The 13,944-nt window shown below is 70.2% G+C and carries 13 protein-coding genes and 1 pseudogene; 11 read left to right on the top strand and 3 right to left on the bottom strand.

The features are described from left to right. The first annotated feature begins 254 nt into the window (after positions 1 to 254). Positions 255 to 1,934, top strand: coding sequence for an IS200/IS605 family accessory protein TnpB-related protein (locus tag OHU89_RS47905; protein WP_405652586.1), 1,680 nt, complete (start codon positions 255 to 257; stop codon positions 1,932 to 1,934). Here the strand turns inward: OHU89_RS47905 and OHU89_RS47900 are convergent. The 3 genes from OHU89_RS47900 to OHU89_RS47890 form a co-directional block, all read right to left on the bottom strand. Next, on the bottom strand, positions 1,866 to 2,771 hold the full coding sequence (locus OHU89_RS47900) for an SDR family NAD(P)-dependent oxidoreductase (protein ID WP_405652584.1): 906 nt from the start codon (positions 2,769 to 2,771) through the stop codon (positions 1,866 to 1,868). The two genes, OHU89_RS47905 and OHU89_RS47900, sit on opposite strands and share 69 nt — an antisense overlap. A gap of 142 nt (positions 2,772 to 2,913) precedes the next feature. Continuing rightward, positions 2,914 to 3,600 carry a response regulator gene (locus tag OHU89_RS47895; RefSeq protein ID WP_405654990.1) on the bottom strand — a complete coding sequence of 229 codons (687 nt, stop codon included), beginning with the start codon at positions 3,598 to 3,600 and terminating at the stop codon, positions 2,914 to 2,916. Further along, complete coding sequence (locus tag OHU89_RS47890; RefSeq protein ID WP_405652582.1) at positions 3,549 to 5,201, bottom strand: ATP-binding protein; 1,653 nt, start codon at positions 5,199 to 5,201, stop codon at positions 3,549 to 3,551. The genes OHU89_RS47895 and OHU89_RS47890 overlap by 52 nt, the downstream gene beginning before the upstream one ends. 370 nt (positions 5,202 to 5,571) lie before the next feature. On the opposite strand from OHU89_RS47890, the gene OHU89_RS47885 reads away from it, so the two are divergent. From OHU89_RS47885 to OHU89_RS47840, 10 genes and pseudogenes are all read left to right on the top strand, one after another. Then, the gene (locus OHU89_RS47885) at positions 5,572 to 7,212 is read left to right on the top strand and encodes an AMP-binding protein (RefSeq protein ID WP_405652580.1); all 1,641 of its coding nucleotides are present in this window, start codon (positions 5,572 to 5,574) and stop codon (positions 7,210 to 7,212) included. Positions 7,213 to 7,557: 345 nt separating this feature from the next. Beyond that, on the top strand, positions 7,558 to 8,307 hold the full coding sequence (locus OHU89_RS47880; protein WP_405652578.1) for a PIG-L deacetylase family protein: 750 nt from the start codon (positions 7,558 to 7,560) through the stop codon (positions 8,305 to 8,307). A 71-nt stretch (positions 8,308 to 8,378) separates the two neighbouring features. Further along, the gene (locus tag OHU89_RS47875; protein WP_405652576.1) at positions 8,379 to 8,642 is read left to right on the top strand and encodes a hypothetical protein; all 264 of its coding nucleotides are present in this window, start codon (positions 8,379 to 8,381) and stop codon (positions 8,640 to 8,642) included. A 285-nt stretch (positions 8,643 to 8,927) separates the two neighbouring features. Further along, positions 8,928 to 9,822 (top strand): annotated as a pseudogene (locus tag OHU89_RS47870) (PDR/VanB family oxidoreductase). Between the two features lie 60 nt (positions 9,823 to 9,882). Further along, entirely contained in the window at positions 9,883 to 10,929 is a 1,047-nt protein-coding gene (locus OHU89_RS47865) for a Rieske 2Fe-2S domain-containing protein (protein ID WP_405652574.1), read from the top strand. Further along, positions 10,926 to 11,642 (top strand): alpha/beta hydrolase, encoded by a 717-nt coding sequence (locus OHU89_RS47860; protein WP_405652572.1) that lies wholly within the window; start codon positions 10,926 to 10,928, stop codon positions 11,640 to 11,642. Before OHU89_RS47865 ends, OHU89_RS47860 begins: the two co-directional genes overlap by 4 nt. An 18-nt stretch (positions 11,643 to 11,660) precedes the next feature. Then, positions 11,661 to 11,942: a muconolactone Delta-isomerase family protein gene (locus OHU89_RS47855; RefSeq protein WP_405652570.1), complete on the top strand. Its 282-nt coding sequence runs from the start codon at positions 11,661 to 11,663 to the stop codon at positions 11,940 to 11,942. Further along, complete coding sequence (locus OHU89_RS47850; protein ID WP_405652568.1) at positions 11,939 to 12,682, top strand: SDR family NAD(P)-dependent oxidoreductase; 744 nt, start codon at positions 11,939 to 11,941, stop codon at positions 12,680 to 12,682. Before OHU89_RS47855 ends, OHU89_RS47850 begins: the two co-directional genes overlap by 4 nt. Positions 12,683 to 12,714: 32 nt before the next feature. Next, entirely contained in the window at positions 12,715 to 13,071 is a 357-nt protein-coding gene (ligA, locus tag OHU89_RS47845) for a protocatechuate 4,5-dioxygenase subunit alpha (RefSeq protein ID WP_405652566.1), read from the top strand. 1 nt (position 13,072) lies between these two features. Then, a complete protein-coding gene (locus tag OHU89_RS47840) occupies positions 13,073 to 13,912 on the top strand; it encodes a class III extradiol dioxygenase subunit beta (protein ID WP_405654988.1) in 840 nt (279 codons plus the stop codon). Positions 13,913 to 13,944 lie beyond the last annotated feature (32 nt).

Here is a 13,944-nt window from a genome sequence, read left to right as displayed (position 1 = left end):
GCCGCGTGCGCGTCACGCCTCCTCAACGGCTTCCAGATCGAGGGGTTTGGAACAGTTGCCGTTGGAGTGTGTTCGAGAGCGTTCTGGTGAGCGGGAGTGAGTGCGCGGGGTCCGTGTCGTGTCGGGTGCCTCGGCCGTGGGGCTGGCTGTCGGTGGGGAACTGACGTTCTTTCATCGAATGCGTGACCTTCCCGGGCGGCTCTCGTTTCTCATGGCGACGGGATCTTCGGGTGGGATCGGGCGGGGGTGACGGGGTGGGTGAGCTGAGGAGCATTGCGCCGCCGTTCGTCGCGTCCGGGCCGTGTGGTGTGGCTGTGCGGACCCGCCTCAAGCACCTGACCTCGGACGATGAGAAGGTGTTGCGTCTGGTGGGGGCGCATCTGGGGTCGCTGGCTTCGAAGGATCTCAAGGCGCGCTGCCGGGACGGCCTGTCGCAGTCCGGTGAGGCGTGGGCGGTGCGGAAGCGGGAGCTGACGCCGCTGTCGTCGTCGCGGTGGGCGGGCAGTATCACCAAGGCCACGCACGATCAGTGGGCGCTGGCCCGCCGCTGCCAGCTCGCACACCTGCAGAACCTCGAAGCGGGCATCCGCACCATCAGGCACCGCCTGTCGCTGCCGGTCGGACAGAAGGGGACCAAGGGCAAGCCTGGGGGTTACCGGTCGGCGCGGGAATGGCATGCCAAGTCGCGGCGGCTGCACGTGCTGGAAGACCGGCTGGCTGGTGTGCGGGCCGACCGTGAGGCCGGCATCGTGCACGTCGTGCGCGGCGGCAAACGGCTGGCCCGCACCCGGCACCATCTGGAGGCGGCCCAGCTCACCGAGTCCGTGTGGCGGCAGCGGTGGGAGGCGGAGCGCTGGTTCTGTCAGGCGGACGGCGAGTCCGGCAAGCGCTACGGCAACGAGACCATCCGTATCAGCCCCGAGGGCGAGGTGAGTATCAGGCTGCCCGCACCGCTGGCGCATCTGGCGAACGCCCCGCACGGACGGTACGTCATGGCCTGCCGGGTCGTGTTCACGCACCGGGGCGGCGAGTGGGCGGACCGTGTCGCGGCCGACCGGGCGATCGCCTACCGCCTCCATCTGGATACGGGCCGGGACCGCTGGTATCTGAGCGCCTCCTGGCAACTCCCGCCCACCCCCAGCCTGCCCATCGAAGCAGCGCTCGCCCACGGCGTGATCGGCGTCGACATGAACGCCGACCACCTGGCCGCCTGGCGCCTGGATGTCCACGGCAACCCCACCGGCAGCCCACGCCGCTTCTCCTACGACCTCACCGGCACCGCCCAGCACCGGGACGCGCAGGTCCGCCACGCCCTCACCCGCCTCCTGCACTGGTCCAGAGCCTGGGGTGTGAAGGCGATCGCGGTGGAGGACCTGGACTTCGCTTCGGAGAAGACCCGGGAGAAACACGGGCGCAGGAAACGCTTCCGCCAGCTGATCTCCGGCATGCCCACCGGCAAACTCCGCGCCCGCTTGTCCTCGATGGCCGACCAGACAGGGATCGCGGTCATCGCCGTCGACCCGGCCTACACCAGCCGCTGGGGCGCCCAGCACTGGCAGAAACCCCTCACCACCACAAACCGCACCACCACCCGCCACGATGCTGCTGCCGTGGCGATCGGAAGGCGCGCCCAGCAACACCCGATCCGGCGACGGACGACACCGCCCCCACACGACCGGAGTGATCGTGCGGGGCATCGGACCGTCCAGGCCGTCCGGCGTGTTCCTGGGCGCGAGGGAACCCGCCCCCGCATCCCCGGACCACGGACACGATCCGTGCGCGCCGGACGCGGAGCGAACGCGGGCAACCAGAACGCCCAACACCGTCCGGGGCGTTCGGCCGAGCATGAGACCTGGCAACAGGACTCACTCCCGCTCAGTCTTCAGGAACGGTGTGGGCCTGAAGTCCTGGAGTCGGTCCGCATAGGCGCCTGAGAAGAGTTCCGCGACCGATCCGGCGGTCCAGCCGCCCTGCCCGAACCGCTCCTCGACCTCACCGGGGTGCGTCCACAGGGCGATCCGGTCGCCTCCCGCCGCGATGGCCTGTCCGGTGACATGGGCCGACTCCTTGGAGGCGAGGTACACGATCACCGGTGCCACATCTTCCGGCGATCCCAGCCCCTGCCGCCGGATGGCGTCGGGAACGGGCTCCCCCGCGTCCACCTGCGCCACAAGGTCACCGACCCGGGGCATGGTCGCCACCATGCGGGTCAGCGCGGTCGGCACGATGGCGTTGACGGTGACATCGATCTTTGCGAGCTCGAGCGCCCAGGTGCGCGTCATCGCGACGATCGCGCCCTTGGACGCCGAGTACGCGGTCTGGCCGAAGCTGGCACGCTGCCCAGCCGGTGATCCCACCAGGATGAGCCGACCGCCCTCGCCCTGTTCGCGGAAGCGGGCAGCCGCCGCGCGACCGCAGGTGAACGTACCGCGCAGATGGCTGTTGACGACGAGGTCGAAGTCGTCGTCGGTGGTATTGCGCAGGGTGCGGTCGCGCAGCGCACCGGCGTTGGTGACCATCACGTCCAGTCGGCCGAACTCGTCGACCGCGCGCCGCACCAGCGCGTCGGCGAAGTCGGAACCTCCGACCGCACCGACATGGGCGACGGCCGTTCCGCCCGCGTCCGTGATCAGGTCGGCCGTCTCCGTGGCCACATCGGCGTCCAGGTCGTTCACGACGACGGCGGCACCCGCCGCGGCCATCGCGCGAGCATAGGCACGTCCCAGGCCTCGGCCCGAACCTGTGACGATGGCGGCTTTGCCGTCGAGCATGCTGTCCTCCTGGACTGGGGGCGATAGGCGACTCCCCCGAGCCTAGGAACGCCTGGGCCCGGGAGGATCCCGCTGATGACGGCACCTGCGGCCGACCTGTGTCCCGGCCGGTCCGGGACATCCGTCGCGATCGGCAGGGCGGTCAGCCCTTCGGGGGCACCAGTCCTTGCCGCACCGCGAGCAACGCGGCCTGGGTGCGGGAGGTGAGCCGGAGTTTGCGCAGAACGTTGCTCACGTGGGTGCGGGCGGTGCGCTCGCTGATCACCAACTCGTCGGCGATCTGCTGGTTCGACCGGCCCTCGGCGACGAGGACGAGGACGTCGCGTTCCCGGCTGGTGAGCGAGGCGAGCCCGGTCGGCGGCGAAACGATCTCCTGGGTGAGTCCTCTGGCCACCGCCGGGTCGAGGAAGACCTCGCCCTGGGCGGCCGCGCGGATCGCGGCGACCACCTCACTTGCGTCGGCGTCCTTGAGCAGGTAGCCGGCGGCCCCCTGCGCGAGCGCCGCATGAACGCGTTCCATCTCGCCGAAGCTGGTGAGCACCACAACTCGGAGGCCAGGGTGGCGCTGCTTGATCGCTCCGATCGCCGTCGCCCCGTCCATCTTGGGCATGAGCAGGTCGATCAGGACCACGTCCGGCAGTTCCTGGTGAGCGGCCATCGCGTCGAGCCTGGTGAGTGCCTCCTGGCCGTCGGCGGCCTCCGCGGCCACTTCCATGTCGTCCAGGACTTCGAGGTAGGCGCGGATTCCGCGGCGTACGACGGCGTGGTCGTCGACGATCAGGACCCGGACCGGGCGGGGTTCTCCGTGTCCCGGAGCGGAACCGCCGATGGGATGCTCCTTGATCCCTCCGAGCCCGGGGGCGACTCCGGCACTCGTACGGGAAGGGGTATGACGACCCGTACGGTCGTGCCGCTCCTCGCGCCGGATCTGATCCTCATGGTGCCACCCCATCGCTCTGTCCTTTCCCGCATGGTCCTCAGTCCGTAGCCGTGGTGTCCGCTGGCAGTGGCCGCCCCGCCGTCCTCGTTCTCCTGTGCGGCCCGGCGCCCGCCGGATTCCGTGATCCCGCGGCCGTCGTCGCGGATGGCGGCGGTCAGGGTGTGGTCGTGTACGGCGAGGCGGATGGTGACGGTGGTGGCCTCCGCGTGCTTGACCACGTTGTGGATGGCCTCCCCCACGATCCGGTACATGTCCTCGGCCAATTCCGGTTCGACCGTGTCCACTTGGTGTCCGCACTCCAGCCGGATGCTGAGGCCCGTCCGGTTCTCGGTGCTTTTGACGAGCGTGGTCACCGCGTCCTCAAGGCCGAGCCGGAGGGAGGAGGCGGGACGCAGTTCGTGCACCATGGCCCTCAGGTCGGCGAGGACGGTTCGCGAGAGAGCCCCGACCTCGTCCGCGAAGGCCCGGACCGCTTCCGCCGGCACCGCTGTGTCCCGCGCGCCCAGCACTCCGACAGCGTTGGCCTGCATGCCGATGGAGAACACCTGCTGCACGATCGAGTCGTGCAGGTCGCGGGCGAGGCGCTGACGCTCGTTGCGGCGGGCGCCCTCGCGCTCACGCTGAAGCAGTGTGGCGTAGTCGACGGCGAGGGCGGCCTGTTCCGCCATGGCGGCGAGGAACTCCAGGGTCCGGCTCCCGATCTCCTGCCCAGGGGCGAAGTAGGCGTTCAGCACCCCTTCGGGACGACCGCGCGCCATCAACGGCACACTGACGAAGGAGTCCCAGTTCAGCTCCCCGAGGTAGGCGTGCAGCGGTTCCCAGGCCGGGTCCCCGAGAATCTGGGCCCACCGGTGCGGGACGACGATCGGCTTGCGTTCCTTCAGGGTGTCCAGCATGCACAGCCGGGCGCCCCGGTCACGGCACTCCAGCAGACGGTCGAGGAACGCGTCCCAGTGGCGCAGTCCCGCGGAGCCCATCAACCGCAGTTCCCGGCCGGTGCTGTCGAGGGTGAGGATCTGCACGCCGGCCAGGCCGTCCGCCTGGACGATCTGCTGGGCCACAGCGTCCAGTGTGGAGCCGAGCGAGCCCTCCGAGGCCAGTGCGATCGACGTCCGGGCGATCGCCGCGATCCTGCGCTGCCGGTGCCATTCGTCGGTGACGTCGCGGAACGACACCACCGTGAACTTCGGGTCGGCCGGCAGACTGCGGGCGCGGTAGGCGAACTCACGTCGAGGTCCGCGGGCGGGCTCCCAGTGGGCCACCTGCTCGTCCGACCGGACCTCCAGCAGCCCCGCGCGGCACTCGGCGGCTCCCTCCACCAGGGTGAACGGGGACGGCGCGCCGATGAGGTCGCCCTCGGCGTCCGCCCGAAGCAGCGCGGCCGCCGCCGGGTTCAGCCGTACGAACCGGCCCACGCAGTCCAGAACGGCGAGTCCGTCCGGCGCGACGGCGACGATGTCGTCCCACCCCATGAGCGGCGACGCGGACATGACTGATCTCCCTCGACATCGACGAAGAACCCGCCCCGCAGACCCGCTGTGCGATAGGGACGCGTTCGAAAACCGCGGGCCTGCGTCGTACGCGTCGGCCGGTTTGGGGACGAAGGCGACTTGCGCCCGGCCACAGCATCGTAGCCCGGCGTATTCGAGGTGGTCCTACGTCATTCGACCTGTTCGTCGGCAGGTCGAAGCGCCGAGCCGCTTCAGTCATTGCTCGCGTTCCCCGCGGGGAGGGCGCCTGCCTAGGTTGAGAGGACGCCCCGCGGTTCGCTACTCCCCCGAAAGGATCCGCGGGGCCCCACGAGCGGCCTGCTCGGCCGTGCGCCCCGCGTAAGCCATCGAGGACGAGGAGGTCCGAGACGTGAACGTGTCCATCGGCACGATCTGGGAGGCGGTCTGCCGTGCGCTGCCCGATGCCGTCGCCATCACGGAACCCGGTCGTGGGACCACCTACCGGAAGTTCGACGAGCGCGCGTCACGGCTCGCCGCCGCACTGGAAGCGGCCGGGGTGGGCGAGGGCGACACCGTGGCCTGCTATCTGTACAACGGCGCCGCCTACCTGGAGACGGTCTTCGCCGCCTTCAAGCTCGGTGCCGTACCGGTGAACGCCAACTACCGCTACACCGGCGAGGAACTTTCCGAACTGCTGACCGACGCCGACGCCGCCGCGCTCGTCTTCAGCGGCGCCCTGGCCGACCGCGTCACGCATGCCACGAAGCATGTGCGCACACTGAAGCTGACGGTGAGGGTGGGCGAGCCGCCCGCCGACGGTCCGGGCGGGCCCGCGGGGCCCGAACTGGAGGAGCTGCTGACCGCGCACGCGCCGCGCGAGCCTCAACAACGGCCCGGAACGGACCAGCTGTTCATGTACACCGGCGGGACCACGGGCAAGCCGAAGGGCGTCATATGGCAGCTGAGCGACCTGCTGCGCGCCCACGTGGTCCCGTTCTACCACCCGCTCGGAGTTACCGAACTCCCCGCAAGCCTCGACGAGGCCGTGGCCGTCGCCGTCAAGGCACGCCACGAAGGCCGCGCGCCGACCACGATGCCCGTCGTACCCCTGATGCACGCCACCGGGCTGTTCAACACCATGGGCGCCCTGATGACAGGAGGCCGGGCGGTCACCGCACGAGCGGGCGGCCTCGACCCGGAACATGTCTGGCACATGATTGCCGAGCAGCGGGTCGATACGGCCATCATCGCGGGCAACGCCGTGTGCCGCCCGCTCGTCGACGAACTCCTGCGGGCTGAGAAAGCCGGGACACCGCACGACCTGCGCTCGTTGCGCAGGATGACCAGCTCCGGCACCGCGCTCAGCGATCCGCTCAAGAGGGCACTGCACGAACGTGCCGACGTCGCCATCACCGAAGCCATCGCATCGAGCGAAGGGGGCCCTTTCGCCTTCGCGATCACCTCCTCGGTAAAGGATCTGCCCTCGCGTTTCCGCCCCGTTCCGGCGACGCGGGTGATCGGCTCCGATGACCGCTTTCTCGAACCAGGCAGCGACGAGACGGGCGTCCTCGCCTATTGCGGGCCCATGCCGCTCGGCTACTACAAGGACACCGTGAAGAGCGCGCAGGCGTACCGCACCATCGAGGGGGTCCGGTACGCGATCCCCGGCGACCTGGTTCGACTTGAGGCCGACGGCGCGATCCGGTTCCTCGGACGTGGTTCGGGCGTGATCAACACGGGCGGGGAGAAGGTGCACCCGCAGGAGGTGGAGAACGTACTGCTGGGGCATCCCGAGGTGACGGACTGTGCCGTCGTCGGCGTCCCCGACGAGACCTGGGGCGAGCGTGTGGCGGCCGTCGTGGCGGTCCGGCCGGACAGTACCGTCACCGGTGACGAACTGCGCGACCTGGTCCGGCAGAGTCTCGCTGGGTACAAGGTGCCGCGTTCCCTCGTCCTGACGGACAGACTGCCGCGGACCCCGACCGGCAAGCTCGAGACCGCCTGGGCCAGGAAGACGGCCCAGGAATCCGGCTCAGGCGACGGAATGTGACCGTGACGCCTGCCTCAGCTCGCGCGGTGCCGACCTGCTTCGACCACAGGGTCGCGCCGGTCTCATCGACCACCGCCGCCCGGTGGTGACCCTTGCCGGCGTCGATGCCTGCCCAGACCTGGGCCTGTCGCTTGCTCACTCGCCCCTCCTCGTTTCGCTCGACGTGCCGTCGGCCCGAGGAACACCCCGTCGTCAACTCCGTGAACAGCGACCGAAACGCACACCTCAATCAGCGACCAGGGCGCCCCGGAGAGCCGGGCGGCCGTTCCTTGGAAGCCAATCAAGACAAGTCCCGATAAGCCACACCCGGCCCTCCCGGGCCGCCCAACAACTTACGGAGTCCGGATGACCTCCCACACCTCCACCCCGTCCGAAGGGGCGCTGCTGGTGATCAGCGCGCACGCGGGCGACTTCGTCTGGCGGGCCGGCGGCGCCATAGCCCTCGCCGCCGAACGCGGCCAGCGCGCAAAGGTGTTGTGCCTGAGCTTCGGCGAGCGCGGCGAGTCCGCCCGGGCCTGGCGGGACGGTCTCGCCCTGGACGGGATCAAGGCGCTGCGCCGCACCGAAGCCACGAACGCCGCGGCCGCCCTGGGCGCGGAGATCGAGTTCCTGGACGCCGGGGACTACCCCCTGCTGGAGGCACCGGAGTTGGTGGACCGCATCGTGCGCGTGTACCGGGAGGTGGACCCCGCGGTCGTCCTCACCCACACCCTCGCCGACCCCTACAACGGCGACCACCCGGCCGCCGCCCGCATGGCGCTCCAGGCACGCGTGCTGGCCCAGGCGGTCGGCTACGACGCGCCCGGCGAACCGCTCGGCGCTCCCCCGGTGTTCTTCTTCGAGCCGCACCAGCCGGAGCAGTGCGACTTCAAGCCGAACGTCCTGCTGGACATCACCCCGGTCTTCGACAAGAAGCGCAAGGCCATGGAGTGCCTGGCCGCCCAGCAGCACATGTGGGACTACTACACCGACCTCGCCAAGCGGCGCGGCGTCCAGCTGAAGCGTAACGCCGGCCCCAACCTCGGCCTCTCGCACGGAACCATGGGAGAGGCGTACGTGCGGCTCTACCCGCAGACGACGGGTGTTCTGGCGTGACGGCACAGGGCGGGACGGGTGTCCGTGGGGCTACGCACATCTGGGTTCCCTTCCGGGACACGTCCCTTTACATGCAGTTCGCGGACGAACCCGACGGAGCGAACGGAACAGCCCCGGCGTACGACCGCCGGAGCCTGTTGGCCGATGCCGTCGCCGAGGACGCGCTGACACGCGACGACCGCTACGGCGTACCGATGTGGCGCACCGACGTCCGACGGCTGCACGCCGTCGTGGAAGCCCTCTGGAACGAGGACGACCGCCAGGTGCGGATCCATCTCGACCAGGCTCCGCGGCCCGACGGGCGTGCCGGGACACCCGGCCCGCGCGACGGATGACGTAGTCGGGGCCACGACCATGCGCCGCCCCGGTCCGGTCATTCGAGCGATGACCTGGGCGTTCTCCGGTGGCTAGCGTCGATCGTGGCGCCGCCGACCGCGGCCGGAGTGATCCCTGCCGACCGTACCGAGGAGATGACGAACGTGACGAGCCCCCCTGCCGCCGCCCCGGACACGCACACCCTCGGTTCCGCCGAGGCCGGAGCACCGTCCGCCGCCCGGCGCGGCACCGAGTACGAAGGCACCGCCACCGTCGTGGCCCGCCGGACGGTGGCGGATGGGGTCATGTCGCTGGAGCTCGCAGCGAGCTCCGGCGGACCGCTGCCGTCCTGGCAGCCGGGAGCACACATCGACGTCGTCCTGCCCACGGGCGTCACCCGGCAGTACTCGCTCTGCGGCCCGGTGACAGACACGGCCCGCTGGCGCGTGGCGGTGCTCCGGGAGGCCGATGGACGCGGCGGATCGCAGTGGATCCACGACCACCTCGTGGAGGGCGGCGAACTCCGGGTGCGCGGCCCGCGCAACAACTTCCCGTTGCGGCCGGCGGCCCGGTACCTGTTCGTCGGCGGCGGGATCGGCATCACCCCCCCTGCTCCCGATGATCGCCGAAGCCGAGGCGGCGGGGGCCGAGTGGTCCCTGCTCTACGGGGGCCGCACGCGCGCGTCCATGGCGTTCCTGCCCGAACTGGAGGGCTACGGCGAGTGCGTGACCGTACGTCCGCAGGACCAGTACGGTCTGCTCGACCTCACCGGTTACCTCGGCGATCCCGACCCGTCCGCCCTCGTGTACTGCTGCGGCCCCGCAGGGCTCATCGACGCGGTCGAGACACACTGCGCCGGCTGGCCGACCGGGGCGCTGAACGTCGAGCGGTTCGCGGCGGCCGTGCGACAGCCGGCGGACGATGAGGCCGAGCACCCGATCGAGGTGGAACTGCGGGCCTCCGGGACGACGCTGACCGTGCCGCCCGGGCTGTCGGTCCTCAAGGCCGTGGAACAGGCGGGCGTCCCTGTCCTGTCGTCCTGCGAGGAAGGCATCTGCGGCTCGTGCGAGACCTCCGTCCTGGAGGGCGAGGTCGACCACCGCGACTCACTACTCACCGACGACGAGCGGGCAGCGAACGACACGATGCTGATCTGCGTCTCCCGCGCGCAGGGCCGACGCCTCGTTCTGGATCTCTGATACTCCGTCAATTCGACAGGCGGACTGCCCTGTTGGGCCGACGTCAAAGGAAGGAGCGCCATGACACCGACACAGCACGTGCGCAACGGCTGGTACCTGGGAGCCTGGTCCGACGAGATCGGCCGAACCCTCAAGCAGCGCTGGATCACGGACCTCCCGGTCTGCTTCTACCGGCTGCCCGACCAGACCGTCACGGCCGTCGAGGACCGCTGCCCCCACCGCAAGTACCCGCTGTCGCTGGGCCACCTCGACGACGACGGAACTCTCCAGTGCGACTACCACGGCTACCGCTTCGACGGCCAGGGCGTGTGCGTCGGGGTCGCCGAGCAGGCAGACAAGCCCAAGGCGGCACTGCGCCGCTTCCCCTTGGTCGAGCGGGACGGCGCCGTATGGATCTGGCCCGGGGACCCCGAACTGGCCGACGAGAGCCTCCTGCCTGACACCTCGTGGCTGAACGACCCGAACTGGACCCATGTGCACGGGGTCGTCCCGCTGAAGGCCCGGTACCTGCTGCTCCTGGAGAACCTGCTCGACCTCACCCACGAGACGTTCCTGCACCCGACCAGCATCGGCAACTCCGCCGTCGCCGCGACCCCGATCGACGTGACCGTGGACGGCGACCGGGTCGGCTTCAGCCGCCGCATGATCGGCATCGAGGCCCCTCCGTTCTACGAGAAGTCCTGCGGACTGACCTCTGCGGTGGACCGCTGGCAGGACGGCGACTTCTACCCGCCGGGCATCTTCGTCCTCAACATCCGCGTCGCGGCCACCGGCACCGAGGAGCCGGACGGCTTCCACATGAAGGTGCTGTACGGGATGACACCGGGACGCGGCAACGAGACGCACGACTTCTACGCGCTCGGCCGCGACTACCTCATCGACGACCAGGAGCTCACGAAGTTCCAGCACGAGCAGCAACTGGCCGTGATGCAGGAGGACGTCGACGCCCTGGAGGCGCAGGAGATCATGTACGCCACGGACCCGGGAGGCACCGCCGAGTCCAGCATCAAGTCCGATCTCGCCGCACTCCGCGGACGCCGGGCGGTGGCGAAGATGCGCACCCGCGAACAGCAGGCCGGCGCCACGCGGCCCCGGGCGTCCGCATGAGCGGCCGCCACGTCTTCGTACTGCTCCACGGAGCCTGGCACGGCGGCTGGGTGTGGCAGCGTGTCGCCCCGCTGCTGCGCGCGGCCGGACACGAGGTGCACGCCCCCACGTTGACCGGGGTGAGTGACCGCGCCCATCTGCTGAGCCCGCAGATCGGTCTCGGCACGCACGTCGAGGACGTGGTGGCGCTGATCGAGGCCTATGACGCCCGGGACGTCGTGCTCGTCGGCCACAGTTACGCGGGCCAGGTCGTCACCGGCGTCGCGGACCGGATCCCGGACCGGCTTGCGAAGCGGGTCCACCTCGACGCCTTCGTCGGCGACGACGGTGACGCGGCGATCGATCTGCTGCCCGACACCATCGCCGGGCACTACCGGGAGTCCGTGGCCGGGCCCGGGTTCGGCTGGCTCATCCCGGTGCGCTCGCTGAGCGTGCTCGGCGTCGAGGACCAGGCGGACCTGGACTGGCTCGGCCCGCGACTGACCCCGCACCCGTGGCTGACCTACACCGAGCCACTGCGCCTGACCGGCAAGGCCGACCAGGTCCCCGGTGCCTTCGTCGAGTGCACCGACTGGATGCGGGTGTTCACCCCGCACGCCGAGCGCGCCGCCGCGCGTGGCTGGCCGGTCCACGAGATCGCCACCGGACACGAAGCGATGGTCACCGCCCCCGGCCGACTCGCCGAACTGCTGCTGGAGATCGCGGCAGCCTGACCCGTGAAGGACATCCCCGTGGAATTCCTCGTCCGCACCGAGAACACCTTGGCCCCGGACACCCCCGACGACGTACGCGAGGAGCTGCGCAGGGGCGAGCGCGAACGGGCCATGCAGCTCAGGGAGGCCGGCATCCTCAAGCGGCTGTGGCGGGTGCCTGGCCGCAACGCGACCATCGGCCTGTACGAGGCGGCCGACCCGGCACAGCTGCACGACGCGCTGGTCTCCTTGCCGATGTGGAAGTGGATGGACATCACCGTCGAGGCACTCGCCACCCATCCGCAGGAGAAGGCACCATGACCGGCCCGGCGAACCGCAGCCCCCGGGTCGCCGTGGTCACGGGCGCCGCCGGCGGCCTGGGGCTCGCCATCGCCCGCAGACTGGCCGGGGACGGTTTCACGGTCGCCGCCCTCGACGTCGACGAACCCGACGACACCAGCTCGATCCCGGGCGGCCGGGCCTGGCGTTGCGACGTCGGGGACCCGGCCGCGACCCGCCAGGCCGTATCCGAGATCGCCGAGGCGTACGGCGGGGTCGACGTCCTCGTCAACAACGCCGGCCTGCTCTCCGGCCGGGCGCCGCTGCTGGAGACGCCCCCGAAGGAGATGCACCGCTTCTTCGCCGTCAACGCCGTCGGCCCGCTGCTCATGGTGCAGGCGTGCGCGCCCTGGCTGAGCGGCAGCCCGCACCGCGGGCGGGTGGTCAATGTCGCGTCCCGCACCTTCTTCACGGGGTCCCCGGGCCAGATCGCCTACGTCGCGAGCAAGGGCGCGCTCATCGGGATGACGCGGGTGATGGCACGCGAACTGGGCGAGCACCGGATCACTGTCAACGCGGTGGCGCCCGCGCAGGTGGCCACCCCGGGCACCCGGGCGCACTCCGGCAACGAGGTGTTCGCCGCGACCATGAGCCGGCAGGCGATCAAGGAGTTCGTCACCCCGGAGCAGTTCGCGGGGCTGGTCTCCTATCTCGCCTCACCGGACGCGGTCATGGTCACCGGCCAGACGCTCGTCTGCGACGGCGGCGGGCTCCTGCACTGATCGGCACCCACACCGGAGAGGAGAAGAACAGCATGTCCAGCACCACACCCCGGCTCCCGGGCACCTATGTCTTCGACGCCGCGGAGAACCGCCGCGGCCGAGCGTTGAACCGGCTCTGCGGGTCCTTCAAGGACGCCGAGAGCCGGGAGAGGTTCACAGCCGACGAAGCCGCGTACTGCGAGACGTACGGACTCACGGCCGAGCAGCGGGACGCCGTTCTGCGGCGGGACTGGAACCGGATGATGGAGCTGGGCGGTTCCATCTTCTACGTCTTCAAGCTCGCCATGGTCGACCAGAAGTCCATGCAGTACCTCGGCGGGGTCTTCACCGGCATGACCACCGAGGAGTTCACGCAGGCGCTCAAAGCGGGAGGGCGGAACTTTGGCTGAGGTGATATGGGGTCTGGCGACCTCGCACGTGCCGTCGATCGGTGCGGCCATGGACCACGGGAAGACGCAAGACCCGTACTGGAAAAAGCTGTTCGACGGATACACGCCGGCGCGGGAGTGGATGGCCCGGCACACCCCCGACATCGCGGTCGTCATCTACAACGACCACGCCAACGCCGTTGACATGAGCGTCACCCCGGCCTTCGCGCTCGGGACGGCGGAGTCGTACCGGGTGGCCGACGAGGGATGGGGCAGCCGCCCGGTGCCCACTGTCACTGGTGCTCCCGAGTTCTCCGACCACCTCGTCAAGAGCCTGATCGACGCCTCTTTCGACCTCACCGTCTACCAGGAACTCGACGTCGACCACGGACTGACCGTTCCCCTGTCGGTGTACTGCCCCAACCCCGGCGAACGCTGGCCCTGCGCGGTGGTCCCCCTCCTGGTCAACGTCATCCAGTACCCGCAGCCGACCGCCGCCCGCTGCCTGGCGCTCGGCCGCGCGCTCGGCGAGGCCATCCGCTCCTTCCACGAGAACCTCAAGGTGGCCGTCTTCGGTACCGGCGGCATGTCCCACCAGCTCGCGGGCGCCCGCGCGGGACTGATCAACCAGGACTTCGACCGGATGTTCCTGAACGCGATCGAGCACGACCCCGAGAAACTGGCCGCGCTGACGCGCGAGGAGTACATCCGCGAGGCCGGTTCCGAGGGCATCGAGCTGATCATGTGGCTGATCATGCGCGGCGCGCTGGGACCCCGGATCCGCCGTGTGTACGAGGCCTACCACGTACCGGCGTCCAACACGGCAGCCGGGATGGTGCTGTTCGAGAACCTGAGCCGGTGATACGCCGTCAAGCCGGCTGGGCCGGCGCCACG

Origin of the sequence: Streptomyces sp. NBC_00019 (assembly GCF_045041015.1) — a bacterium.
GTDB lineage: Bacteria > Actinomycetota > Actinomycetes > Streptomycetales > Streptomycetaceae > Streptomyces.
The sequence above is the reverse complement of the archived record's forward strand: the minus strand, read 5'-3'. Positions and strand labels throughout refer to the sequence as shown.